The sequence below is a fragment of the Parvibaculum sp. genome, from assembly GCF_030651915.1.
Lineage (GTDB): Bacteria > Pseudomonadota > Alphaproteobacteria > Parvibaculales > Parvibaculaceae > Parvibaculum.
This window is the reverse complement of sequence record NZ_JAUSBV010000006.1, coordinates 35,003-57,431: the sequence shown is the minus strand read 5'-3', so window position 1 is coordinate 57,431 and position 22,429 is coordinate 35,003. Positions and strand designations below refer to the sequence as shown.

Annotated in this window: 28 protein-coding genes; 10 read left to right on the top strand and 18 right to left on the bottom strand. The window is 59.7% G+C overall.

What is annotated here, in order from left to right; all coding sequences use genetic code 11:
• Both Q7V31_RS10430 and Q7V31_RS10425 read left to right on the top strand, forming a co-directional pair.
• Positions 1-191, top strand: a 191-nt coding sequence (locus Q7V31_RS10430) for a hypothetical protein (RefSeq protein WP_304734071.1), incomplete at its 5' end; no start/stop codon positions are given.
• A gap of 254 nt (positions 192-445) precedes the next feature.
• Entirely contained in the window at positions 446-1,402 is a 957-nt protein-coding gene (locus tag Q7V31_RS10425; RefSeq protein WP_304734070.1) for a hypothetical protein, read from the top strand.
• An 88-nt stretch (positions 1,403-1,490) separates the two neighbouring features.
• Here the strand turns inward: Q7V31_RS10425 and Q7V31_RS10420 are convergent, their stop codons facing one another.
• The 3 genes from Q7V31_RS10420 to Q7V31_RS10410 are packed head-to-tail and all read right to left on the bottom strand — an operon-like array spanning position 1,491 to position 2,534.
• Positions 1,491-1,895: a hypothetical protein gene (locus Q7V31_RS10420; RefSeq protein ID WP_304734069.1), complete on the bottom strand. Its 405-nt coding sequence runs from the start codon at positions 1,893-1,895 to the stop codon at positions 1,491-1,493.
• Positions 1,892-2,239, bottom strand: coding sequence for a DUF2958 domain-containing protein (locus tag Q7V31_RS10415; RefSeq protein WP_304734068.1), 348 nt, complete (start codon positions 2,237-2,239; stop codon positions 1,892-1,894). Before Q7V31_RS10415 ends, Q7V31_RS10420 begins: the two co-directional genes overlap by 4 nt.
• Positions 2,223-2,534: a hypothetical protein gene (locus Q7V31_RS10410; protein ID WP_304734066.1), complete on the bottom strand. Its 312-nt coding sequence runs from the start codon at positions 2,532-2,534 to the stop codon at positions 2,223-2,225. The genes Q7V31_RS10415 and Q7V31_RS10410 overlap by 17 nt, the downstream gene beginning before the upstream one ends.
• Before the next feature lie 522 nt (positions 2,535-3,056).
• Between Q7V31_RS10410 and Q7V31_RS10405 the strand changes: the two genes are divergently transcribed.
• The gene (locus tag Q7V31_RS10405) at positions 3,057-3,263 is read left to right on the top strand and encodes a hypothetical protein (protein ID WP_304734064.1); all 207 of its coding nucleotides are present in this window, start codon (positions 3,057-3,059) and stop codon (positions 3,261-3,263) included.
• Between the two features lie 48 nt (positions 3,264-3,311).
• Here the strand turns inward: Q7V31_RS10405 and Q7V31_RS10400 are convergent, their stop codons facing one another.
• From Q7V31_RS10400 to Q7V31_RS10380, 5 genes are all read right to left on the bottom strand, one after another.
• Positions 3,312-3,776 (bottom strand): YccF domain-containing protein, encoded by a 465-nt coding sequence (locus Q7V31_RS10400; RefSeq protein WP_304734072.1) that lies wholly within the window; start codon positions 3,774-3,776, stop codon positions 3,312-3,314.
• A 231-nt stretch (positions 3,777-4,007) separates the two neighbouring features.
• Positions 4,008-4,415 (bottom strand): MAPEG family protein, encoded by a 408-nt coding sequence (locus Q7V31_RS10395; protein ID WP_304734062.1) that lies wholly within the window; start codon positions 4,413-4,415, stop codon positions 4,008-4,010.
• Positions 4,416-4,494: 79 nt separating this feature from the next.
• Entirely contained in the window at positions 4,495-5,184 is a 690-nt protein-coding gene (locus Q7V31_RS10390) for a hypothetical protein (RefSeq protein WP_304734060.1), read from the bottom strand.
• A gap of 95 nt (positions 5,185-5,279) precedes the next feature.
• On the bottom strand, positions 5,280-5,846 hold the full coding sequence (locus tag Q7V31_RS10385) for a DUF1134 domain-containing protein (protein ID WP_370690649.1): 567 nt from the start codon (positions 5,844-5,846) through the stop codon (positions 5,280-5,282).
• Between the two features lie 290 nt (positions 5,847-6,136).
• A complete protein-coding gene (locus Q7V31_RS10380) occupies positions 6,137-6,568 on the bottom strand; it encodes a hypothetical protein (RefSeq protein WP_304734058.1) in 432 nt (143 codons plus the stop codon).
• A gap of 33 nt (positions 6,569-6,601) precedes the next feature.
• Between Q7V31_RS10380 and Q7V31_RS10375 the strand changes: the two genes are divergently transcribed.
• Genes Q7V31_RS10375 through Q7V31_RS10365 form a run of 3 tightly spaced genes read left to right on the top strand, consistent with a single transcriptional unit; the run spans position 6,602 to position 8,758 of the window.
• A complete protein-coding gene (locus tag Q7V31_RS10375) occupies positions 6,602-8,164 on the top strand; it encodes a YdbH domain-containing protein (protein WP_304734057.1) in 1,563 nt (520 codons plus the stop codon).
• Complete coding sequence (locus Q7V31_RS10370) at positions 8,161-8,394, top strand: YnbE family lipoprotein (protein ID WP_304734055.1); 234 nt, start codon at positions 8,161-8,163, stop codon at positions 8,392-8,394. The genes Q7V31_RS10375 and Q7V31_RS10370 overlap by 4 nt, the downstream gene beginning before the upstream one ends.
• A 13-nt stretch (positions 8,395-8,407) precedes the next feature.
• Positions 8,408-8,758 carry a YdbL family protein gene (locus tag Q7V31_RS10365; RefSeq protein WP_304734054.1) on the top strand — a complete coding sequence of 117 codons (351 nt, stop codon included), beginning with the start codon at positions 8,408-8,410 and terminating at the stop codon, positions 8,756-8,758.
• 307 nt (positions 8,759-9,065) lie between these two features.
• Here Q7V31_RS10365 and cysQ read toward each other — a convergent pair whose 3' ends face one another.
• Positions 9,066-9,878 (bottom strand): 3'(2'),5'-bisphosphate nucleotidase CysQ, encoded by an 813-nt coding sequence (gene cysQ, locus Q7V31_RS10360; protein WP_304734053.1) that lies wholly within the window; start codon positions 9,876-9,878, stop codon positions 9,066-9,068.
• A 172-nt stretch (positions 9,879-10,050) separates the two neighbouring features.
• On the opposite strand from cysQ, the gene chpT reads away from it, so the two are divergent.
• Positions 10,051-10,713, top strand: coding sequence for a histidine phosphotransferase ChpT (chpT, locus tag Q7V31_RS10355; protein WP_304734052.1), 663 nt, complete (start codon positions 10,051-10,053; stop codon positions 10,711-10,713).
• Positions 10,714-10,810: 97 nt separating this feature from the next.
• Here the strand turns inward: chpT and ctrA are convergent, their stop codons facing one another.
• On the bottom strand, positions 10,811-11,518 hold the full coding sequence (ctrA, locus tag Q7V31_RS10350) for a response regulator transcription factor CtrA (protein WP_304734051.1): 708 nt from the start codon (positions 11,516-11,518) through the stop codon (positions 10,811-10,813).
• Between the two features lie 357 nt (positions 11,519-11,875).
• Between ctrA and fliI the strand changes: the two genes are divergently transcribed.
• The 3 genes from fliI (at position 11,876) to Q7V31_RS10335 (ending at position 14,183) form a co-directional block, all read left to right on the top strand.
• The gene (gene fliI, locus Q7V31_RS10345) at positions 11,876-13,210 is read left to right on the top strand and encodes a flagellar protein export ATPase FliI (RefSeq protein WP_304734050.1); all 1,335 of its coding nucleotides are present in this window, start codon (positions 11,876-11,878) and stop codon (positions 13,208-13,210) included.
• Positions 13,210-13,620 (top strand): flagellar FliJ family protein, encoded by a 411-nt coding sequence (locus Q7V31_RS10340; RefSeq protein WP_304734048.1) that lies wholly within the window; start codon positions 13,210-13,212, stop codon positions 13,618-13,620. Before fliI ends, Q7V31_RS10340 begins: the two co-directional genes overlap by 1 nt.
• A 77-nt stretch (positions 13,621-13,697) precedes the next feature.
• The gene (locus tag Q7V31_RS10335) at positions 13,698-14,183 is read left to right on the top strand and encodes a YajQ family cyclic di-GMP-binding protein (RefSeq protein ID WP_304734046.1); all 486 of its coding nucleotides are present in this window, start codon (positions 13,698-13,700) and stop codon (positions 14,181-14,183) included.
• Here the strand turns inward: Q7V31_RS10335 and Q7V31_RS10330 are convergent.
• The 8 genes from Q7V31_RS10330 to fliG all read right to left on the bottom strand — a co-directional run bounded on the left by Q7V31_RS10330 (position 14,180) and on the right by fliG (position 22,424).
• Complete coding sequence (locus Q7V31_RS10330; RefSeq protein WP_304734045.1) at positions 14,180-14,530, bottom strand: hypothetical protein; 351 nt, start codon at positions 14,528-14,530, stop codon at positions 14,180-14,182. The two genes, Q7V31_RS10335 and Q7V31_RS10330, sit on opposite strands and share 4 nt — an antisense overlap.
• Positions 14,531-14,702: 172 nt before the next feature.
• A complete protein-coding gene (locus Q7V31_RS10325) occupies positions 14,703-15,521 on the bottom strand; it encodes a MinD/ParA family protein (protein WP_304734044.1) in 819 nt (272 codons plus the stop codon).
• Positions 15,518-16,663 (bottom strand): hypothetical protein, encoded by a 1,146-nt coding sequence (locus Q7V31_RS10320; protein WP_304734042.1) that lies wholly within the window; start codon positions 16,661-16,663, stop codon positions 15,518-15,520. Before Q7V31_RS10320 ends, Q7V31_RS10325 begins: the two co-directional genes overlap by 4 nt.
• A 20-nt stretch (positions 16,664-16,683) precedes the next feature.
• Positions 16,684-18,819, bottom strand: a complete 2,136-nt coding sequence (flhA, locus tag Q7V31_RS10315; protein ID WP_304734041.1) for a flagellar biosynthesis protein FlhA — start codon at positions 18,817-18,819, stop codon at positions 16,684-16,686.
• A gap of 39 nt (positions 18,820-18,858) precedes the next feature.
• Positions 18,859-20,226, bottom strand: coding sequence for a sigma-54 dependent transcriptional regulator (locus Q7V31_RS10310; RefSeq protein ID WP_304734040.1), 1,368 nt, complete (start codon positions 20,224-20,226; stop codon positions 18,859-18,861).
• A 65-nt stretch (positions 20,227-20,291) separates the two neighbouring features.
• The gene (gene fliN / locus Q7V31_RS10305; protein ID WP_304734038.1) at positions 20,292-20,648 is read right to left on the bottom strand and encodes a flagellar motor switch protein FliN; all 357 of its coding nucleotides are present in this window, start codon (positions 20,646-20,648) and stop codon (positions 20,292-20,294) included.
• Positions 20,649-20,679: 31 nt separating this feature from the next.
• Positions 20,680-21,360 carry a FliH/SctL family protein gene (locus tag Q7V31_RS10300; RefSeq protein ID WP_304734037.1) on the bottom strand — a complete coding sequence of 227 codons (681 nt, stop codon included), beginning with the start codon at positions 21,358-21,360 and terminating at the stop codon, positions 20,680-20,682.
• 38 nt (positions 21,361-21,398) lie between these two features.
• Complete coding sequence (gene fliG / locus Q7V31_RS10295; RefSeq protein WP_304734036.1) at positions 21,399-22,424, bottom strand: flagellar motor switch protein FliG; 1,026 nt, start codon at positions 22,422-22,424, stop codon at positions 21,399-21,401.
• Positions 22,425-22,429: the final 5 nt, after the last annotated feature.

The window sequence follows — 22,429 nt, the reverse complement described above, 5'->3', positions numbered from 1 at the left end:
TGTTCGGCAACAAAGGCTTGATTAAAGCCCATTCCGCATCGCTCAGATCGAACCGTCCCATCTCTCCCTCCCAGAAAACCGAGAGAGAAAGTGAATCACGCTTCGCCTGTCAGCGGAATCCCTTTATGAGTACAGAACCTAACCGAGATGGCGGAACGTCAGCCGGATGGAACATGGATCATCGCGCCTGATCATATGGAGAAAGTGGCGTCCTGCGAACATCGGCAAGCTAAGGATGCTCCTGTCGCGGCGTGCGTGGCGAGGTGTCATATGCAATGGTACTTTGCTTGTGGTGTAGCGAAGACAGGAAACCGGACCCAAGTCCTCTCCACAGACCTAGTCGGTCTACGTTTATGAAAACTGCAGCACTGACTGGGGCACTCTGCAGCATCCTCTAGGGCGCACTGCAGCACACTACGGCGTCTATATTTGGGGAGGAGAAATCGTGGGAACGCAATTCGCACATCTGGAGCTCTGGACCGTCCGCGGCTCTCAACGCGCCGGAAAGCTTCGCTGGAGCGCCCGCGAAATCCTCTCGGAAATGAGTCGCGAGCCGGGCTCTTGCGACCACGTCCTGCGGCCGGAGACGCCGATTCAACTTTACGGCATTGCTCCGATGCAGCTCGCCGATGAACTCGAAGCAGCCGCCAGGAGGTTGAAGGACACGCGAGGCCGATCAACGGCGAGCCGGGCGCGTGTGCTACTCGCGGCCGTTTACTCCTACCCAGAGGAGCGCGGACAGGCGGACCCGAGGGATGAAGTCTCATGGGCCGCAGATGTGCTCGCCTTCAATCTCAAGTTTTTCGGTAGTGAGAATATCAGATCGGCAGTCGCGCACACGGATGAGAAATATTTCCACGTTCATGTAGCCGTGACCGCGCCCGTTCGCGAAGGCCGTATGTGCTGGGAGGAGGTCCATCCAGGTCTTGCAGCAGAGAACGGCGTGAAGCTTGCGGATGCCAGCCCGAAGCAGCGCCGCACGGCGTATGTCAGCGCCATGCGGTATTTCCAGGACTGTTACTATAAAGAGGTTGCCATCAAGCACGGCCAGGCTCGCACAGGCCCGCGCCGCCGGCGCCTGACGAGGGAGGAGTGGCACACGGAACAGCGCGTCTCGTCGCTGCTCCAGAAAGCCGCCGGTCGGCCGATGTCTGATATCCTCGTTGCAGCACACTGGCAGGAGCGCTATGAGCGTGCGGAAAAGGAAAAAGTGGCTGCGCTCGAACGAGCTGCCGCAGCTGAACAAAAAGCGGAGAAGCTGCGCAGACAGGCAATCCGGCTGTTAACGAAGCTGAGACGCTATGTGAAGGAAAAAATCTGGCGCAGGCAGATGACAAGGCGGAAACCGGCTCTATATCGGGAGCGGGAACGTAATCGCCAGATGGGGAAGAATATCGTATGAGCATCTGGATGTCTGGTGACGGAGCCCGAATTCCTTGCCCTTATCATCGCGCATGATAAGCGAGATGATGTGACTATAAAGCAGGATGTCAGGAAAATGGATTTGGCCCTCCTCCCTTTCGATTCCTATTGCTCTTTCCATGAGCATCAAGGGATTGTTGGAGCGCCGACGGAAGATGCCGGACCGCCCTTATGAAGCGCGTCGCTCCCTCAAGCGTCGTGGGCTCGAAAATTGTTAGGTCGAGATCGAAAACAACAACGATGACCCGTTCCAGCTCACTTGCCCATAGAAGGAAGTCGGCATCGAATCTTCTGCCGTTGTCCGGGCAGAAGATTCCATCGACGCAGAAAGTCGATATGAACATGCCCTGGGCGCCGACCTGATCCCAGTGCCATGCCCGGCCCACGGCGGATTCATGGAATTCGACCCGGGGACTGATGAACTCCATATATCCCTTGACGAGAATTGCGGTTCTCGACCTGGGCTCGGTCATGCTCGCAGAATCCCGTCTTTGCGGGCCTTTTCGAGATACTCTCCGATGCTCATATCCGCCTGGAAATGGAGGTCACGCTCGATACCGAGATTGAATCGGCCACGGAAGAGGTAGAGCTCCGGGAGATAGATATCTCCGGTTTCCGGATATCCGAGACCGAGATCGGCAAGGCCCCAAGCGATCTCCGGTTGATCAGGGAGGGTATACGCCAAAAGCCAGGTGGCAGTGCCGGCCGGATAGAAGAGTTTGACGACGGGCCGGAGATCCATCGGATTCAAACCGCACTCTGTCTCGCGGAAATTCTCTGCGAGCTGCTGCCTTGCCGCTTTAGTGATCAGTTTCACGCTCGACCTCCCCTTCAATGACATCGGCGAGGGATGCCGAGCCGAGATAGTCGACAAGCCAGGCTCTGGCGGCATCGATCTTCAGCCGGTAGGCCTCTTTCACGAATTTTCGATGGCGGGTGAGAAGCTCGTCCTGGGCGACGGCGGCGATGCTCCGGAAAAGCTGGGCATAGTCCGGCATTAGCAGCTCGGCGCTGCGAGCTCCGAAAATGAGTTGGCTGAGCTTGTCGGGGTCGTCGAAATGCCCGGCGGCGTCGTAGATATCCGCAAAGGCGGATGCCAGATCGCCGCTCATAATGCCGGCCTCAGCCGCCTCGTGTGCGGGAGCGATGAGTGCGCGGATTATCTTTTGTCGTGTTTTCATATGTCATCTCCCTGTCTGACGCCGTCGCAGACTGTGGCGGCAGAAGGGAGATGAGTTCGGGTCTTCTGGCAGGCCTTAAAGCTCGCGGAGCTCGATACTCTCGAGCTCTTCTTCGTCAAAATCGATAACACGCCTGGCCTCAAAGATGCGCCTCTCGCATTCGAAGCGGACAGGGCGGCCGAGTTCTATGCGACCGGCGTAGTGGTTCGCGAGGCGGCGGAGTGTCTCGCCCATCAGTAAGCTCATAGCCATCGATATGCTCGACTGCCAGGTCGTCTGGCAGGGCGAAAAGAGGCTTTTTGAAGACGAGCATGGGGCCTCCAGATCCCGATTGAGAGCAAATGGGAAGCATTTAGTATGGAGATGCTCGGCGACTTTACGAATGCCCCCGTGTGAACGCCGGACTGCCATCCGGAGAGATGAAAGCTCTTATGAGATTCCCGGGAGAGATCGATGATCGGCACAGAAGGCATTGAAGCGCTGATCGACTGTGCTTTTAGCGAGCCTTATCGCAGCATGTGCTTGTGGAGTGTGCGCAGGCCGGCGTCGGACGGCAATCTCTCATTGGTCATATCTGCGTTGAAAAACAACGGCGACATGAGAGCGTGGCGCTTGGCAAACGAGATAGAGGCGGCATGGCCTGAAAAAGGCCGCAACTGAAAACCGGGCATCTGTAACGTCAATCGTCACAGATGCCCGGGAGGAATTCTAGGAACCAGCGGCCTGAGGTTGATCGACGCGCGCGGAAGCGTGTCGTTTACGTGCTTCCTCTGCCACCTCCTTCGAAACAATTGCCTTGCCAATCGGGGCCAAGGCTATGCTGGCCAGCTTCAGATGAGGGACAGCAAAGGGAATGCCGATAATGGTCAACGCCGAAAAGATGGCTGCGAAGACGTGGCCCAGCGCAAGCCAGGCACCGGCAAGCACGAACCAGATGACATTGCCAATAACGCCGAGCCCGCTCGTCCCGATGTCTTCCTTGCCGTAGAGGAGATCGCGGCTAACGGCTTCCCTGCCGAAGGGCCAGAGGGCTAGGGAGGCCAGATTTAGGCAGGCCCGCGCCCATGGCAGACCAATGACCGTTATGGCTATGATGACGGCGGCGAGCAGCCAACCGATTGCCATCAAGAGGCCCCCGAATAGAAACCAGAGCAAGTTGAGGATTGGAGACATCGTTCCTCCTAATGACGGAATATCGAGCTTCAAGGCTACCGTTCGGGCGGTTAATGTGGTGTTTCGATAGAATGCCGGTGTTTGGAAAGTGCGACCACCGCACACAAAGAATGGCGAAAATCCGCGAGCCGCTTTTGGGACGCACTTTCCCTTAAGGCTTTGAAACTACAGGAACATGTCCGTCCCCTAGGGGACGCCAATTCTTCCTTTTAAATCAGTGGCTTCAAGCGCTCAGAGATAGAGCGCCACCGCCTGCATGGCGAGCGCGATCAGCGCCCCGATCAGCAGCACCGCCATCGAGGCGAGGCCGATCGTGAAACCGGTCGAGCGCTGCAGCGCCGCCGCGTAATAGCCGCGGGCGTAAACCACTCTGCCGATTGGATAAATCAGGCCGATCAGGGCGGCCCAGAGGTCGCCCACCGTCAGCGCGAAGAGCCAGAGCGACGGCAGGAAGATCAGCAGCGTCTCGGCGGTGTTGCCCTGGACCCTCAGTACACGGAGGAAATCGTCCGGCCCGTCCATGCGCGGCGCCGGAACGTCATGTTTTCCGCGGGCTTTTCCGACCTCGAAGGCCATCCAGAAATAGACGAGCAGGGTGATCAGCGTCACCAGTCCGGTCAGCGGATATGCAAAACCCATTGTCGGCCCTCCCAGTGAAATCCGGGTTCGAGCAAAGCAGCTTGCGCTGATTCCGGCAATGAAAAGAAAGGGCTAGCCGTCAGGAGGCGACGCCGGCCTCGAGCGCGCGGATGCGGGCGGCCAGCGCCCTTTCGCTCAGCACGGCATCGGCGGCGAGGTCGCGTTCGGCCTCATCGGCGCTGTTTTCGGCGGATTCCCGCCGGTTTTCGTTGTCCATGCGGTTGATCGAGGCGGCGATCGCCGCCAGCGTGCGGCGGTCGGCATCGGCCGTCTCGTCCGGGTCGGCGGCCTGGGTGGCTTGCGGTTCGCTGGCGCGGCTGCCCGCGGGGGCGATCTCGCCGGCGAGGCGCGTGGCCGAATCGCTGAGGTTTTTCAGGGTGTTGCGGGTTTCGTCCTGGCGCCGGGCCTCGGTCGTCAGCGCCGCGCCGATGCGGCCGAGATCTTCGGCCAGCGCCGCCAGCCGCTCGTCGCGCGCCGCCACATCGGCATAGGCGTCTTCGAGCCGCGCCCGCAGATCGGCCGTATCTCCTTGCAGCGCCTCGTTTTTTCGGGTCAGCGCCGCGATCTCGCTGTGCAGCGGTTCGAGCTCGCGGCGTTGCTGGATCAGCAGCGCGTCGAGTTCGGCGCTGCGCGCGGCCTCGCCGTTTTCGGCGCCGAAGCGCCTTTCGGTCACCGTCACCGCGCGCCGCCAGACCAGCCGCGCGGCGATCATCGCAAACAGCGTCGCGACGAAAAAGCCAAGCGCCATCAGCATCAGGCTCTCGATCATGTGATCCTCGTCATGCCGGCCGGCGGCGGTTCAAGCGCCCCGCCAGCGTGTCAGAAAAGCCCTTGTTCATCCAGCCTGCCGGCCGCGTTGCCGGCTCAGAACGGCAGCCATTCGCGCGATTTCGTGTATTTCAGATAGCCGACCGCCGCACCGAGCCGCAGTCCGGCGCCGGCCCGCATCGGCGCCAGCACCACATCGTCGCGCTGCTGGTAGTTGACGCCGATGCCGCCGATCAGATAGGCGCTGCCCTCAACCCCCGGAAAACGTTGATAAATCGCGTCGCCATTGGGGAGGTTGTAGACCAGCGTGAAGACCTTCGAGGCGTTGCCGCCGAAATCCCAGCCGGCGCTCGGGCCCTGCCAGTAGACGCGCTGGCGCGGGCCGCTCTTCATCACCAGTTCGCCCTGTCCGTAGCGCAGGCCCAAAACAAAGGCGCCGCTGGCCTCCTCGCCCTTGATATAGGCGTTGGGCTCGCCATAGCGCTCGAAAACGCTGTGAACGGCGTCGGCCAGGCCCTTGGATACGTCACCGAAGAAATCGCCGGCCTCCCGAACGATCTCGTCCTGGGTGTAGGTTGACGGCGTCCCCTTGACCTCAGGCGCCTGCTGGCCCTGCGCCAGCGCCGGTACGGGCGCGACGGCAAGCATGGCCGCAAAAGCCAGAAGGCAGGCCCATGCAGGCCAGACGGGCCGGTCGAGGGCCGTCCAACGCCCTGTCGCCGACGGGTTCGTTTCGGATTTCATGCATTATTCCTCAGTTTTCGGCCAATCTCGCGCCATCGAATCGCCGTTAAATCATGCGAAGTTTAACTCAAGTCTGAAAATCATGACTGTCTCGGGTGGCAAAACGGTGGCCGCAAAGGGGCATGTCTGCGGAAAGGCCGGATAAACCGCCAGGAATGCAGAAATCGACAAAACGCAGGCTGGGCTTCGGTCTTGCCATTTTCCTGCTCCTAGCCGCTGCCGGGGCCGGCTGGTTGTGGGTCGAGCGCACCGCCTTCGCCGAACAGGCCTTTGCGCGCGCGCTTGCCGAGCGTGGCATAGAGCGGGCGACCTTTCGGGTCGGATTTCTCGGCCTGCGCAGCGTCGTGCTGACAGATATCGACATCGGAGACGGCGACGTTCTTGTCGATCGCCTCACGGTCACCTATTCGGCCGGCGAGTTGTTGTCCGGGCGTGTCAGGTCGATTGACGCCGGCGATGTTTATCTGCGCCTTCGTGCCGACGAGAACGGTCTGTCCTTCGGGGCTCTCGACCCGCTGGTGCGCGGCGGTGAGCGCGGCGGTGTCATGCTGCTCCCGGATATCGCTGTGGAGCGTGCCCTGGTCGCGCTCGAGACGCAGGCGGGCTCCTTCACGCTCACCGGTCCGGTGGCGGTAACGCAAACCGGCTCAACCATCATCGCGACATTGTCCGGCGTGACGATCGCGGAAGATGGCGCGCCGCGTATTGCACCGATAGTGGCGACGGGACAGGTGAATCTCGATGTCGGCATGCTCGGTTTCAATCTGGCGCTGACCAGCGCGGCTTCCGGTGCAGAAGGCGTGGCGCTGGGGCATGTCGAGGGAACCTACGATATGGCCAATGGCGCCGGTGCCATGCGCGCGGAAGGTCAATTCGAATTCGCGCGCGGTGGGCTGATGCCGCAAACCCTTGCACCTGTCATTGCTCCCTATTATCTCGATGTAACCGGCGGGATGGCCTACGAAGCTGATCTGATGCTGTCGCCCGAAGGGTCGCTCGTCACCGCCGATATGCGGCTCGACCGATTGTCGCTTCAGCAGGCCGCAGCGGGGGCGGCGTCGTTTTCCGGCCGTGTGAGTGCGTCAAAGAAGTTCGGCGCAGAGGTGTCGTCGCCCGGCCGGATCGGGCTTTCCGGCCTTCGTATCGATGACCTTTCTTCGCCGCAACGGTTTGCGCCCGTCCGCCTCGATGGCGACGCAAAGCTCTCCGGATCGGCGCTCGACTGGCATTTCGTGGCGCGCAGCGCGCTGCCGGCGATTGCCGGTGCGAGGCTTGGCGACCTGACGGGCCGATATAACCTCGATACGCAGAAGGGCAACCTCCGTGCGGCCGGTGATCTCAGTTTTTCTCCTGGCAAGGTCGAGTTGCAGACATTGCTTCCTGCACTGCGCGGCATGATGACCCGGATGAGCGGCAATGCATCCTACGTCGCAGATGTTTCGCTTGCTGAGGGCGCGCTCGGGAGTTCGGGCGAGGCGACATTGAAGAATGTCGGCTTCGTCACCACGGCAGCGACGTTCGACGGCCTCAGTGGTACCGTCAAACTCGCAAGCCTGCTGCCGCCACGGACGCGGGGTGTACAGACACTCAAAGTGCGGACCGTCGAAGCCGGCCTTCCACTTGACGATGGCGTCGTCAAATTTGATATGGGCAGGGATGGCCTGCGCATCATCGACGCGCGCTGGCCGTTTGCAAAAGGGCAGGTCGTGCTGGTTTCGAGCGGTGGCGATATCTTCGGGCCCGATGCCCGCTTCGATCTGAAGATTGAAGACATTGATCTTGCAGCATTGCTGCTGATCGTCGAAGTACCAGGCCTTAGCGCCACGGGGCGGATCAGCGGCGCGATTCCGGTCGTTCTTCGCGACGGCGATCCAATTCTGCTCGACGGTGCATTGGCTGCGGAGGAGAGTGGAATCATTATTTATCTCGGCGCGGGCAGCGACATTGCACCCGGCGAGGAAACTCAACTACTTACCAAAGCATTACGCAATTTTCACTACACGGAGCTGACAGGCGGTCTTTCAGGCAATGCGAATGGCGATCTGTTGCTGCGGCTCGGCTTGAAGGGTGCAAATCCCGATGTTTATGACGGCTATCCCTTTGCAATCAATGTGACGCTGGAGGGATCACTTGCGGACGTGGTCAGGCGTGGTACCGTCGGGTTCCGGCCAATGGAATTCATCAGAGACCAGTCCGCACCGGCGGTTACACCTCCAGCCGACAAGATAAAACCATGAAGCTCACACAAGCCAATTCCACCAACAACGGTGGCATCCGATTCTCGAGAGCATTTGCGCTTGCCGTTGGCGCAGCCCTTTTCGCGGCAGGCTGCAATCCGACGGTCAAGATTGAGGCGCCGGACAAACCAATCGAGATCAATCTCAACATTAAGATCGAGCAGGAGATTCGCATCAAGGTCGATCGCGACCTCGACCAATTGCTCGCCGACAATCCCGACCTGTTCTGAGGAGCGGAAAGATATGGCCCTCTTTGCGAAATCATTTGCGGTTATGCTGGCCCTTCTGGTCGGCCTTGCCTTTGCTCCACCCGCCTTCGCGATCGATCTCGACTCCGCCAAGGCTCAGGGCCTCGTTGGCGAACGACAAAACGGCTATATCGGGATCGTCACGTCGAGCCCGACACCTGATCTTCGCAATCTCGTCGACGACATCAATCTGCGTCGCCGCGCCTCCTATCAGGAGATTGCGGCGCGTACACCCGGTGCTTCGCTGAACGCCGTCGAGAGGCTTGCGGCCGAGAAGCTGATCGGCAAGACGGTGTCTGGCCACTATGTCGAGAATTCCGCCGGGGTCTTTGTCAAGAAGCCTTGAGTTCGCGTCCCGATCCGGCACGGATGTGTCGTGTTAAGTATCGGAAATATCCGAATTCGTGCCGTGAAGGAGCGTTTGTGGCGCTTTTGGGCGGCACGGCCGTTGCAGTTTATCTTCACGATCAGCTCTCCGCCGACAGAGATGTCAGGCGGGGTCGGCGCGGACCCCCGACGGTCGGGGGGCCAGTTCGCCGGTTCGCGCCGACCGAGCCGATCACTATCCGACGGCCTCGACAGCACCAGACCTGGATCGGTTCACTGAACCGATCCAGGTCTCGGGGTCGGTTTTGATTGTCCAACTGTGGATGTCAGGCACCAGCGCCGCGTGCGACGAAGTAGGGATTGTCGAGGCCGCGTTCGATCTTGCCGTAGATGAGCGGCGTGCCGTCGAGCTGGGTAACAGTGCCGCCCGCGGCCGCCAATATCGCATGTCCGGCCGCTGTATCCCATTCCATCGTGCGGCCATGACGTGGATAGAGATCGGCCTCGCCGGCGGCAATCAGGCAGAATTTCAGTGACGAGCCGGCGGCCAGAAACTCTTTCACATTATAGAGGCTCAGATATTCGTCGGTCTTGTGGTCGCGATGGGTGCGGCTTGCGATGATGACCAACCCGTCCGGCGCCGGCTTGCGGGCAACAATGCGGCGTATGTCGTCTCCGGTTTCAGTGCCGTCATGGCTTGCCGCGATGCGCTGCTCATAAGCCTCGCCCGGTGCAAATCCAAAAAACATGCGTTCCTTTGCCGGTGCGTAAACAATGCCCACCACGGGCAGACGATTTTCGATCAGAGCGATATTGACGGTGAATTCACCGTTCTTGCTGAGAAACTCCTTGGTGCCGTCTAATGGATCGACCAGAAAGAAATGCTGCCCGAAATCCGGAATATGACCACCGGCCGCCGCTTCCTCCGATACCACTGGAATTTCGGGGGCGATGCGCCTCAGGCCGTCAAGGATCAGGGCTTCGGCGTCATGGTCGGCGGCGGTGACAGGGCTGTTGTCTTCCTTTCGAACGACTTCCACGCCGGCACGATAGTGGTCCATGATAGCAGCGCCCGCCTGCACGGCGATTTGCCGAAGTTTGTCGGTCAGGGCGGCTTTGTCGGCTATCGGGCTTGTCACGTTTGCTTCCTTCGGTATGTCCAGGCGGGTCAACGCGGAGAACACCATCTGCGGGTGCTTCCGGTCAAGGCGGTCGTGCCTCGTGGGTTTCAGGGGGAAGCGGGGCTGGCATTGTGTGCGGTGCAATGCTATCAGGCATCTATGGCGTTCAGGGGTTGTGGGGCAATTCGATATGAACGAAACAGACGAAATCTCTGCACTGGAATTGGCGGCGTTGATGTGCAGCCGTGTTTGTCATGATGTGATCAGCCCGGTTGGAGCGATCACAAACGGACTCGAAGTGCTTGCCGAAGATGACGATCCGGAGATGAAGGCCCATGCAATGGATCTCATCACCAAGAGCGCCGCGCAGGCCTCAGCCAAGTTGCAGTTTGCCAGACTCTGCTTCGGTGCCGCCGGATCGGCGGGTGCGGAGCTCGACCTTCAGGATGCCCGGAGCGTGGCCGAAGGGTTGATGATGAGCGAAAAGGCGTCGCTGGTCTGGTCGGCCCCCGTGGCAACGATCGGCAAGGATTACGTGAAGCTTGTGCTCAATATGATCCTGATCGGGATGGCAGCGATCCCGCGTGGCGGCGAAGTTGCCGTTTCAATCGAAGGCGATTTGTCCAAGCCGGCAGTCAAGGTGCGCTCGACGGGGCAAGCGGCCAGGGTTCCCGAAGAGACCGCCAAGTTTCTTGGTGGCCGTGCGCCAGATCGTTTTCTCGATGCGCGTGCCGCACAACCCTATTTCACGGGCCTTGTCGCTCGCTCGCTCGGCCTGTCGATCGACGCACGGATGGATGACGATGCTTTCGTCATTGAGGCGTCCTTCGTCGAAGGCGGGGCCGGCGTTTGAGGCTGGCGGTCAGCGGTGCGGTCACGAAAAAAGGGGCGTCTCCCCCGAGACGCCCCTTTGACACGTTTAGCGCGAAATGCAGGATCCGGCTGCCCAATCAGGCAGAAGCCTTCGCCTGCATGGCTCCCTCGGATGGGTCGCGCAGCACGTAGCCCCTGCCCCAAACCGTTTCAATATAATGATCACCGCCGGTGGAAGCCGCGAGCTTCTTGCGAAGCTTGCAAATAAACACGTCGATGATCTTGAGTTCCGGCTCATCCATGCCGCCATAGAGATGATTGAGGAACATCTCCTTGGTGAGCGTGGTGCCTTTGCGGAGCGAAAGCAGCTCCAGCATCTGGTATTCCTTGCCGGTCAGATGCACGCGGCTGCCTTCCACTTCGACGGTCTTGGTGTCGAGATTGACGGTCAGCTTGCCGGTGTTGATGACGGACTGGGAATGGCCTTTTGAACGGCGGACGACGGCGTGAATGCGCGCCACCAGCTCGTCCTTATGGAAAGGCTTGGTCATGTAATCGTCGGCGCCGAAGCCGAGGCCGCGAACCTTGTTCTCGATGCCGGCCAAGCCGGACAGAATCAGAATAGGGGTCGCGATCTTGCCGACGCGAAGGGATTTCAGAACCTCGTAGCCGCTCATATCCGGCAGGTTCAGGTCGAGCAGGATGATGTCGTAGTCGTAGAGCTTGCCAAGGTCGACACCCTCTTCGCCAAGGTCGGTCGTGTACACATTGAAACCGTCCGATTTGAGCATCAACTCAATGCTCTGCGCTGTCGCGCTATCGTCTTCTATGAGCAGAACTCGCATTGGTCCCCCTCTTCGGCGATTTGGGAAGGTTCCGATCGCCTGCAGCCCGGTTAATCCAGATTTCAGACCTTAAGGCGATTTGGTTAACAAAGGTTAATCGAAACGGAAAAAATTCAGAAAAATTTAGCGGACCTTTTTAAGTTCCTGAAAGCCAAGAATTCTGTGGAATTTTCGCGGTACCTGAATGTTCCGTTCCGGCGAATTCCTCGATCGTCAGGGTTTACGCGGCCTTAAAGTCTTCGCGCCATGATCGCCTTGTCAGGCCGGGTTTGGACAAATACCGGCAATCTGGCTTCGTATCCCGGGGATTTTTGCAGGTCCGAGTGGATTTGCGCGTGGCGAGGGGGCTTTAGGCTGGTGCGAGCATTGTTGGCAGAAATCGGCGAACTTGCCGACGTCAGACATTATGGCCGCGTCTTCAGCGTCCAGGGGCTCGTGGTCGAAGTGGCCGGGCCGCTACACGCCATGGGCGTCGGCAGCCGGCTTGCCGTGACCAACCGGATCGGCGAAGACGTAATCTGCGAGGTGGTGGGTTTCCGCGACAACCGCGCGCTTTGTCTGCCCTTTGGCTCGCTGTCGGGGATCGGCGTTGGCTGCAAGGCTGTGCTCTCTTCCGAAGAACCTCATGTCTATCCGTCCCGCGCGTGGCTGGGACGTGTCGTTAACGCGATGGGTGAGCCCATCGACGGCAAGGGGCCGATTGCCCACGGACATGAGCCCTATCCATTGCGCAACACGCCGCCGCCGGCCCATACCCGCAAGCGGGTCCGTGGAAAGGTCGATCTCGGCGTTCGGGCACTCAATACATTCATCACCTGCTGCCGCGGCCAGCGCATGGGCATTTTTGCCGGTTCCGGTGTCGGCAAGTCAGTACTGCTTTCAATGTTGGCCCGGAACACCGCTTGCGACGTGGCCGTTATCGGCCTGATTGGCGAGCGCGGCCGGGAGGTTCAGGAGTTCATCGAAGACGACCTCGGGCCTGAGGGGCTGGCGCGTTCGGTTGTCGTTGTCGCGACGTCCGACGAGCCTGCGCTGATGCGCCGGCAGGCCGCTTATCTGACGCTGGCGCTCGCCGAATATTTCCGGGATGGCGACCAGGACGTGCTCTGCATGATGGACAGTGTGACGCGCTTTGCCATCGCGCAGCGCGAGATCGGGCTTTCAACCGGTGAACCGCCGACGACCAAGGGTTACACGCCGACCGTTTTTGCCGAGTTGCCGAAACTGCTTGAGCGTGCCGGACCGGGAACGGGGGAGGGTGCGATTACCGGCCTTTTCACGATCCTTGTCGACGGCGACGATCACAACGAGCCGGTTGCAGACGCGGTGCGTGCCATTCTTGATGGTCATATCGTGATGGAGCGCGCCATCGCCGAACGCGGCCGCTATCCGGCGATCAATGTACTCAAATCCGTGTCACGTACCATGCCGGACTGCAACGCGCCGGACGAAAACGCTCTCATCCGCCGAGCGCGGACACTGATGGCGACCTATAGCGACATGGAAGAGCTGATCAGGCTTGGCGCGTATCGTCCCGGCTCGGATCCGCTTGTCGACGAAGCGATCTATTACCAGCCGGCGCTGGAAGCCTATCTGGCACAACGCAAGGACGAAGCCAGCGATCTTGCCACCGGCTATGCGGCTTTGGCGGAGATTCTGGCAAGCAAGCCCATTTCCAAGGAGATTGAGTGATGCGCAACCGCGAGTCTCTCATCCGTTTGCATAAATTCCAGGTCGACGAGAAGCGCCGCAAGGTCGCCGAACTCGAGCTTATGCTCGGTGAGTTCCGTCAGCGCGAGCGCGATCTTGAAGCACAGGTCGAGGCTGAGCAACGTAAGGCCGGGATTTCCGACGTGGCGCATTTCGCCTATCCGATGTTTGCGAAGTCGGTGTTGCGTCGCCGCGAGAACATTCTGGAATCGATCGAGGGAATCGAGCGGCAACTCGATACGGCGAAAGAAGAGCTCGCCGATGCATTTCGGGAGCTCAAAAAATATGAACTCCTCGACGGCAACCGAAAGCGCAAAATGCGCAAGGAAGCCATGCGTATCGAGCAAGGTGCGCTCGACGAAATTGCGCTGACAATTCATCGTCGTCAATAATCGGACGACCACCGCTTTTCGAACGCCTCAGATTTGATCTAGAATGGGCGCCCGACAATTCCAGAGCGGTCATGCCCATGCCCACATTCGATATCGTCTCCAAAACCGACTTCGCCGAAATCGACAACGCATTGCAGAATGTGGCGCGAGAGATCGAGCAGCGATATGATTTCAAAGGGTCGCACTGCAAAGTCGAGCGAAAGGAACAGGAGCTGACCATCCATGCGGATGACGACCTGAAGCTCAAACAGGTGCATGAAATATTGCAGGGCCACCTTGCGCGCCGGAAAATCGAAGCAGGCGTACTTGACTACAAAGACCCCGAGAAGGCCGCGGGACAGAGCGTGCGTCAGAAAGTGACGATCCGCAACGGGATCGAGAAGGATCTGGCCAAACGCATTGTGAAGGATATCAAGGGATCGGGCCTGAAGGTGCAGGTCGCGATTCAGGGCGATGAGCTGCGTGTCTCGGGAAAGAAGCGAGACGACCTTCAGGCCGCAATCCAGTTTGTGAAGGAGCTGAAAGTTGAACAGCCCCTCCAGTACGAGAATTTTCGAGACTAGCCGCGGAACAGAATCCGCCGAACAAGATAGATCAGGCTGATCACGACCAGGAAGCCGACAAAGCGAATACCAACAAGTTGCAGAACTTCGAGGTTGACGTAACCCGCGAGCAGCTCCGTGGCCTTGCCGGCAACGTCGCCCTCGCCTCGCGCGCCGTAAGCGACCCGCCCAATATTGATCAGTTCGTGAATGATTGTTGCGCCGGCCGCAACCACGAGAATTCGTGTGTAGCGGCTCATTACGAATGCTGCGATCAACGCGATGATAACCGCTTGAATCGTGTTAACGGTGTCGAACCCCTGCCGTGCCAGGTCGAGCACCTGATTGAGATATTCCGTAAGTTCCATCGAGTTCCCCCTAAACTTTACTCGCCGGAAGAGCCCCTCTTCCGGCATGATCCGCCAGCCCGTCTGCCACCACACAAGTGGGGCTTCAGGCGGTTCGGGGAGAGGTTAGACCAAAATGAGACAAGGTCTAGCGGTTTGCAGCGCAAAAACATCAGCCTGCGTCGCAAAACCGTCATGCGGGCCTTAAGGCGGATGCCGGAAGCCGGGAGTTTCCAGCGGAAAGAATGAGGATTTCTCTGGCGATTCTTCGTACCGCCTCGCTCGCCTTGGCCTGCGGATGCCGAAAGAGAATTGGTGTTTGGTGTCGAATGGCGTCGCGGACCAGTTCATCTCTTGGAATGAATCCGAGAAATGGCGGGTCGATACCAAGGAAGTTGCGGCTTGCGTTGGTTAATGCCGCATGAGTCCGGCGGGCGTGGTTCTTGTCATTCGCCATGTTAACGACGATGCGAATGTCAGCTCCTGGTTCCTGCATCGTCAGCAACTTGATAAACGCGTAAGCGTCGGTGAGAGAGGTTGGCTCGTCGCTGACCAGGACAATCGTGATACCACCATTGGTGCACAGAGACAGAACGGACTGATCGAGGCCGGCCGCCAGATCGGACACGACGTGGTCGTAAGTATCGCTCAGAACCGACAAGCCGGCCGCAAGGCCGGCAACTTCGGGTCGGGTCAGGGCACTCAATACGCCAGATCCGGACTTGCCCGCCAGAATGTCGAAAGTTCCGCCCGCGTCTGCGCCTCCCATCGACTGCGGGCGATAGGTCGCGATCGCATCTGCGAGCGACACACGGCCGGAAATTACATCGCCGAGATCATGGCGCGGCGAGAGGCCGAGCTGGACATCGATGTTAGCGAGGCCCAGATCACCATCAAAAAGGAGTACGCGCCGATGCGCTCCGGCGAGCGCATGCGCAATCGAGACGGAGAACCACGTCTTCCCGACCCCGCCTTTTCCCGAAGCGACCTGGATCATGCGCGTGGGGTTCATGTCAGTTTTCCCGCTTGACGTTTTGTCGTTGATGTAGCCGCCCCTTCGGAGGATGCTGAGCTGCCGTTCAATATCATGCGTGCACAAACATAGGCATTCGCCTGCGCCAGTCCGCGAGCGAGATACGGCGTAACGCTGATCTGTGCGATCGCCATTCCAGACGCATCGGCGGCGGCCAGGACGGAACCGATGCGGCGCGCGATGTCGATGTGCGTTGCGACGATGCGGCGCGCACCAAGGCGAGCGTACTCGACGGCCGCTTCGCGCGATGTGTCGGCGTCGCCGAAGGCGGAAAGAACCAGAACGGGTTCGACGCCAGCTGCCAGGCGCGCGTTTTGCGCCCATTGCCAAAGCGCGGCGAATTCGTTGCGGTCAAAAGGGTTGGTGCTTGCCATATCGATGAAGCAGGGCCGCGCAGATCGATCCAGCGGTGTCCCGGAAGAGGGGTTCCGTTCGTCAAGTAACAGCGACAATGCATCGACACTCTCAGCACGACGAAGATGAACCCCGATGAGATGTGCATAGGCTTCGCTTTGCGCGACAGAGCCCGTTCGTGCTGTATCGGTTGTGATGATATCGACGGGTGCACCGTCCACGACGGCACGTGCGGCCAGCTTCGCCAGCGTTACGGTTTTTCCGGCGCCCGGCAGGCCGACCACCATGACGGGGGCCTGAGGGCGAATCGGCAATGGTTCGAATCCGAGACGTGCTTCCAGCGCGCCGGCCAATGCCGCGATAGCGTCGCCGTGATCGAGTGCGATCGCGGCGGCCAGCAGGTCGTCTCTCAAATCCGACGGAACTGCGTGTGCCTCAAGCGCGGTCGCGATCACCGCCTTGCTGAAGGCGATGACAGGGTCTCTCTGCACGGCGTTGAATTCCGCGGCGCCCGTGCTCACCGGCATTTGCAGACGCGCATGCAGCATCTGTTCGATGCGATTTTCCATGCCGGAGGCTTCGTCGGCGTCCGGCTCGGACTGTGCGCCGATGAAGCCTGGCCGCGTGTTTTCCACCGCCGCCGTGACTTCAACCGAACCGGTACCATCCTCGTGAGACGAGACGATGATCGCATCGTCTCCGAGGGCATTGCGCACTTGTTCGATGGCATCTGTCATCGACTCTGCGAGAAACGTCCTGAGTCGCATGCAAGGAAACCTCTCCTAGATCACACTGTACCGACTGTACGCAGCCTGACACGCGGGTGAATTTCGTTCTGCGACATAACAAAAGTCTGGGGCCGGAAGCGTTCGATGATCGAGCGGACGTAGGGCCGGACGCCAGGACTGGTGAGAAGTACGGGCACCTCGCCTGCGCGCGCGGCATCTTCGAACCTGTCGCGCATCGCGGCAATGAACTCCTGGAGCATGGACGGCTGCATGGCAAGTTGTTTGTCCTCGCCCTGACCGATCAGCGCCTCGGCAAAAGCCTGCTCCCAACGCGGCGACAGGGTGACGAGCGGTACCGCGCTGTCGGCGTCCATGTGCGCGGCACAGATCTGCCGGGCAAGGCGCGCACGCACGTGCTCGGTGATCAGCGTCAGGCTCTGGGTGTGGCCGACCGCCTCGGCGATCCCTTCCATGATGGTTGGGAGATCGCGGATCGAGATACGCTCGGTCAGAAGGGTCTGAAGCACGCGCTGGATTCCTGTAACCGTAATTTGTGAGGGCACGAGATCGTCGACCAGCTTCTTGTGCTCCTTGCCCAGCTCGTCGAGCAGCTTCTGCACTTCGGCATAGGACAGCAACTCGGCCATATTGTCCTTGATGATCTCCGTCAAATGCGTCGTCAGGACCGTCGGCGGATCGACGACGGTGTAGCCGCGGAAGGACGCTTCCTCGCGCAGGCCCTCGTCGATCCAGGTCGCGGGCAGGCCGAAGGCCGGCTCCGTCGTGTGCAGGCCGGGAAGCTGGATTTGATCACCCCGCGGGTCCATGACCAGAAGCTGACCAACATAGACGTCACCGCGACCGGACTCGACTTCCTTGACGCGGATGACATAGCCATTGGCGTCGAGTTGCACATTGTCGAGAATTCGGACGGACGGCATCACAAATCCCATGTCGCTGGCGATCTGCCGGCGGAGTGCCTTGATCTGGTCGGTAAGCTTCTTGTGATCCTTGCCATTGATCAGCGGCAACAACGCATAGCCGATTTCCAGCCGAAGCTCGTCCATTCTCAGTGCCGTGCCGATCGGCTCGTCCGCCACAGGTACGGCTGCGGCCTCGCGTTCCTGCGCGTCGACAATGTCGTCGGCGGTTTTCTTTCTCGATGTCGTCAGATAGAAGGCAAGACCCCCCGTTCCTCCGGCCAGTAGCAGGAAGGGAATGGCCGGCAGACCGGGCAGCAATGCCATCGTTCCCATCACGAAAGACGACATGCCAAGGGCCTGCGGATAACCTGAAAGCTGATCGAACAAAGCTTCATCGGCAGGACCCTCGACGCCTGCCTTCGATACGAGCAAGCCGGCGGCAGTCGACACAATCAGGGCAGGAATTTGGCTGACGAGGCCGTCGCCGATCGTGAGCAATGTGTATGTGTGGGCGGCGTCGCCGAAGCTCATTCCGTTCTGCGCCACACCGATTACGATGCCGCCGACAATGTTGATGAAGGTGATTAGCAAGCCGGCGACCGCGTCACCACGAACAAACTTCGAGGCGCCGTCCATGGCGCCGAAGAAGGAGCTTTCCTTTTCGAGATTGGATCGCCGCGTGCGTGCCTCGTTCTCGTCGATCAGGCCGGCGGACAGGTCGGCGTCGATCGCCATCTGCTTGCCTGGCATGGCGTCGAGCGTGAACCGTGCCGCAACCTCGGCGATGCGACCCGAGCCCTTGGTAATGACGACGAAGTTGACGATAACGAGGATCGCAAAGACGATGATGCCGATTACGAAGTTGCCTTGCATCACGAAGTTGCCGAAGGCTTCGATGACCTTGCCGGCGCTGTCTGTGCCCTCGTGTCCTTCGCCCAGGATCAGGCGCGTCGAGGCGAGGTTGAGGGCGAGGCGCAGCATGGTGGCGATGAGGAGCACTGTCGGGAAGGCACTGAACTCCAGCGGCTTCTGAATGAAAAGCGCTGTCATCAGCACCAGAACGGAGAAGGTAATCGAGATCGCCAGAGAGAAGTCGAGCAGGAAGGCCGGGAGAGGCAGGATCAACACGACGATGATCGCCATCACACCAAAGGCCAGCGCGAGGTCCCCTCGCTTGGCGAGGCTGGTCAGGGCGCCACCCGCAGTTACACCGAAGAGGCTCGGGCCTCCGGTCGATGCGATCTTCGTTGCGGCGGAACTCGTGTCGCTCATCTTCTAGCTTTCGAAGGACATACGGAAGGTTGCCAAAGTTCAGCCGAATTGCGGGCGCGCTTCACCCGGAGTCGGAATGGAGGCGCCATGCTCGCCGTATTCCTTCAGCTTGTTGCGGAGCGTCCGGATCGATATCCCGAGAATGTTGGCGGCGTGGGTGCGATTGCCGAGGCAGTGGTCGAGCGTTTGCAGGATCAGATCCTGTTCGACTTCGGCGACCGTCTTTCCGACGAAGGCGCGGGAGACGGCGTCGGCCGCCGCCGCCGCTTTGTGGGCGACATCGCCCAGATTCATGTCGTCGAGGCGCGATCCATCGGGAAGCCGGATGGCCTCTATGTCAATTTCATCCCCTGTCGCCAGCAGCACGGCGCGATGCATCGTATTCTCGAGCTCGCGGACATTGCCGCTCCAACGGTGATGAGCAAGAAAGCGCCGCGCCTCAACCGAAAACGGCTTCGACGCCAGGCCGTTGATGCGCGCATAGCGCACCGCGAAGTGATCGGACAGGGCCATGATGTCGGCCGGACGATCGCGCAGCGGGGGTAGCTGCAGGTTGACCACGTTCAGGCGGTAAAAGAGATCTTCGCGGAAGCGGCCGGCGCGGGCTTCCGTCTGAAGGTCGCGGTTCGACGTGGCGATGATGCGGATATCGACCCGTACAGGCGTTTTTCCACCGACGCGATCGATCACACGTTCCTGGATGGCGCGCAAGAGTTTTGCTTGAAGGCGGACATCCATTTCGCTGATTTCGTCGAGGAGGAGGGTGCCACCATCTGCTTCCTCAAACTTGCCGATGCGGCGCGCGATCGCGCCGGTGAAGGCACCCTTCTCGTGGCCAAAGAGCTCGGATTCAAGCAGATTTTCCGGGATTGCGGCGCAGTTGACCGAGATAAAGGGCTTGTCGCGGCGCAGTGAGCGGCCATGGACATAGTGAGCCATCACTTCCTTGCCAGTGCCCGATTCGCCGGTGATCAGAATGCTGGCTTCCGATGCCGCAACCTGATCGGCGAGCTTCACGACATTCGCCATTTTTGGATCCTGGAAGACCAGCGCGCGGCTTTCCTCTGCGACAGCGGACAGAACAGCGGCGATAAGCTCCGCGTCGGGCGGCAGGGGAATGTATTCCTTGGCGCCGGCGCGGATGGCGTTGACCGCTGCTCGGGCGTCTGTTTCGACGCCGCAGGCGACAACCGGGATGCAAATATGCTCGCTTTGCAGCCGAAGGATAAGGTTGCCGATATCGGCCGCAACGTCGACCATCATGAGGTCAGCGCCGCGTCCCGAACGCAACGTATCGATCGCCTGATCGACCGTTTCGGTATGTGTGACCTTGGCGCCCTTGGCCATCGCCATTTTGGTGGCGGTGGAGAGCTGTCCGTTCAGGGTTCCGACGATCAGAAGGCGCATCTGCGGCTCCTCTACTTTCTTTATCTCTACTTGCTCAAAAAACGAATGCTATGTCGCGGTCGCGATCAGTTCACGCCGCCCTTGACGATTTCGGTCATGGTGACGCCGAGGCGATCATCGACGACGACGACCTCGCCGCGTGCCACAAGGCGGTCATTGACATAAATGTCGATCGCTTCACCGACCTTGCGATCAAGCTCGACGATGGCGCCTCGCCCGAGCTTGAGGAGGTTTGATACCTCGATGTGCGTCTTGCCGAGTACCGCCGAAACATTCACGGGAACATCGAACACCGCTTCGAGGTCGTGCGCGGACCGTATGCTCTCTTCGTCTTCGGCGGTCTGCGTGTCATCGGCCGCCGCAGGCAGGTCCGCTGCGTTTGCGAGGTCTGGCAGTGCCATTTCTTCTTCCTGGTCGGCCATCGGATCTACTCCTTGGGAAAGTCTTTCAGTGTCAGGATCTGTCGCTGTCCGCCATACCGAACTCAGGCATGGAAAGGCCATTGGCGTCTTGCGCGTCCAGCGTTTCGATGTAGCGGGCGACGATTTTCATGATCTCGCTTTCGATGTCTTCGTAGGATCGAACGACACCACCGTCCGCCCACTCGACGACGCAATTTCCGCCGCTCATGTCGGGTTCGCCGAGAAGGATAATGCGGCCTGTCAGGCCTCGCTCCATCGCCATGTGATCGACTTTGTCCTTAAGTCGGTCGACGAGCGATGCCGAGACACGGAGGAGAATGTGAGGCTCACGATTGAGGTGTGAAAGGCAATCGCGGACGACGGCTTCGATCTCGGTTTCCGGTCGAGCCGCGATTGACGCCGGCGCGAGTTTTCTTGCGCATGTGACAGCCATCTGCACCGCATCTGCGGTCAGAGCCCTCGATTTCGCCTCCATTGCGGCGATCAGGGTGGCTGCGCCTGAAGCCAATTCATTCATCGCCATTTGTACGTCGCGATCGGCGCGTGCCGTCGCCTCGGCATCGCCGGCGGCAAAACCGGCTGCATAGCCCTCGCTTCGTGCCCGCTCAATGTCGGCCACCGTCGGATTTCGACGTGCCGGCGCATCAATCGCCGAATGCGACGACGGTTCGTCAAAGTGCGTATCAAAGGTGAACTTCACAGCGTGCTTCATTCGATTTGTCCGAGGTTCCGGTGACGATGCTCCGGTAATCAATAGATCAGCTCGTTGTCAGCGCCATCGGCTGCGATCATGATCTCGCCATTATTGGCAAGGTCTTTGGCAACGTTGACCATGTTCGTCTGCGCTTCATCGACATCTTTCAGCCTGACCGGTCCCATCATCTCCATGTCTTCGCGCAGAATCTTTCCGGCGCGTTCGGACATATTGGCAAAGAAGAGATCGCGGAGCGTATCGGAGGCGCCCTTGAGCGCGATCGCCAGCTTGTTCTTGTCGACCGCGCGCAGCAGTGTCTGGACGGATCCCGGGTCGAGTTTGCCGAGATCTTCAAACGTGAACATCAATGCCTTGATTCGATCGGCCGATTCCCTTGTGCGCTCTTCGAGTGCTGCGAGGAAACGACCCTCGGTCTGGCGATCGAAATGATTGAAGATTTCGGCCATCAATTCGTGACTGTCGCGGCGGTTCGTGCGTGACAGATTTGACATGAACTCCGACCGCAGCGTCTGCTCGACCTTGTCGAGAATCTCCTTCTGTACGGATTCCATGCGCAACATGCGGGTCACCACTTCGAGCGCAAAGTCTTCCGGGAGGTTGGCCAGCACGCGTGCAGCGTGCTCGGCGCGAATCTTTGTGAGGACGACAGCAACGGTCTGCGGGTATTCATTTTTCAAGTAGGTCGCGAGCACGGTCTCATTCACATTGCCAAGCTTTTCCCACATCGTGCGACCGGCCGGCCCACGAATTTCGTCCATAACCGAAACGACCCGATCTTCGGGCAGGAAGCGCATAAGCAACCGTTCGGTCGATTCATAAGAACCGACAAGCGCACCTGTACCCGAGACTTTCGATGCGAACTCGACCAGCAGTTTTTCAACCGATCCGGCCTGGACCGTTCCAAGGGATGACATGATCTGGGAGAGTTCCCGAATTTCGTCCTCATCGAACATGTTCCAGAGCGGGGCCGCGTCGTCGGCGCCGAGCGCGAGCATGAAGATCGCGGCCTTCTGGGGACCGGAGAGGACTTTTTCGTCTTTGATTTTTGGTGCGGTAGCCATGGATT

Bases quoted from the DNA above. Each gene is read 5' to 3' on its own strand.
- Q7V31_RS10420 (WP_304734069.1), bottom strand. From the start codon at position 1,895: ATGACCGAGCCCAGGTCGAGAACCGCAATTCTCGTCAAGGGATATATG.
- Q7V31_RS10410 (WP_304734066.1), bottom strand. From the start codon at position 2,534: ATGAGCGGCGATCTGGCATCCGCCTTTGCGGATATCTACGACGCCGCC.
- Q7V31_RS10405 (WP_304734064.1), top strand. From the start codon at position 3,057: ATGATCGGCACAGAAGGCATTGAAGCGCTGATCGACTGTGCTTTTAGC.
- Q7V31_RS10400 (WP_304734072.1), bottom strand. From the start codon at position 3,776: ATGTCTCCAATCCTCAACTTGCTCTGGTTTCTATTCGGGGGCCTCTTG.
- Q7V31_RS10395 (WP_304734062.1), bottom strand. From the start codon at position 4,415: ATGGGTTTTGCATATCCGCTGACCGGACTGGTGACGCTGATCACCCTG.
- Q7V31_RS10390 (WP_304734060.1), bottom strand. From the start codon at position 5,184: ATGATCGAGAGCCTGATGCTGATGGCGCTTGGCTTTTTCGTCGCGACG.
- Q7V31_RS10370 (WP_304734055.1), top strand. From the start codon at position 8,161: ATGAAGCTCACACAAGCCAATTCCACCAACAACGGTGGCATCCGATTC.
- Q7V31_RS10365 (WP_304734054.1), top strand. From the start codon at position 8,408: ATGGCCCTCTTTGCGAAATCATTTGCGGTTATGCTGGCCCTTCTGGTC.
- chpT (WP_304734052.1), top strand. From the start codon at position 10,051: ATGAACGAAACAGACGAAATCTCTGCACTGGAATTGGCGGCGTTGATG.
- ctrA (WP_304734051.1), bottom strand. From the start codon at position 11,518: ATGCGAGTTCTGCTCATAGAAGACGATAGCGCGACAGCGCAGAGCATT.
- Q7V31_RS10340 (WP_304734048.1), top strand. From the start codon at position 13,210: ATGCGCAACCGCGAGTCTCTCATCCGTTTGCATAAATTCCAGGTCGAC.
- Q7V31_RS10335 (WP_304734046.1), top strand. From the start codon at position 13,698: ATGCCCACATTCGATATCGTCTCCAAAACCGACTTCGCCGAAATCGAC.
- Q7V31_RS10330 (WP_304734045.1), bottom strand. From the start codon at position 14,530: ATGGAACTTACGGAATATCTCAATCAGGTGCTCGACCTGGCACGGCAG.
- Q7V31_RS10325 (WP_304734044.1), bottom strand. From the start codon at position 15,521: ATGAACCCCACGCGCATGATCCAGGTCGCTTCGGGAAAAGGCGGGGTC.
- Q7V31_RS10320 (WP_304734042.1), bottom strand. From the start codon at position 16,663: ATGCGACTCAGGACGTTTCTCGCAGAGTCGATGACAGATGCCATCGAA.
- flhA (WP_304734041.1), bottom strand. From the start codon at position 18,819: ATGAGCGACACGAGTTCCGCCGCAACGAAGATCGCATCGACCGGAGGC.
- Q7V31_RS10310 (WP_304734040.1), bottom strand. From the start codon at position 20,226: ATGCGCCTTCTGATCGTCGGAACCCTGAACGGACAGCTCTCCACCGCC.
- fliN (WP_304734038.1), bottom strand. From the start codon at position 20,648: ATGGCCGACCAGGAAGAAGAAATGGCACTGCCAGACCTCGCAAACGCA.
- Q7V31_RS10300 (WP_304734037.1), bottom strand. From the start codon at position 21,360: ATGAAGCACGCTGTGAAGTTCACCTTTGATACGCACTTTGACGAACCG.
- fliG (WP_304734036.1), bottom strand. From the start codon at position 22,424: ATGGCTACCGCACCAAAAATCAAAGACGAAAAAGTCCTCTCCGGTCCC.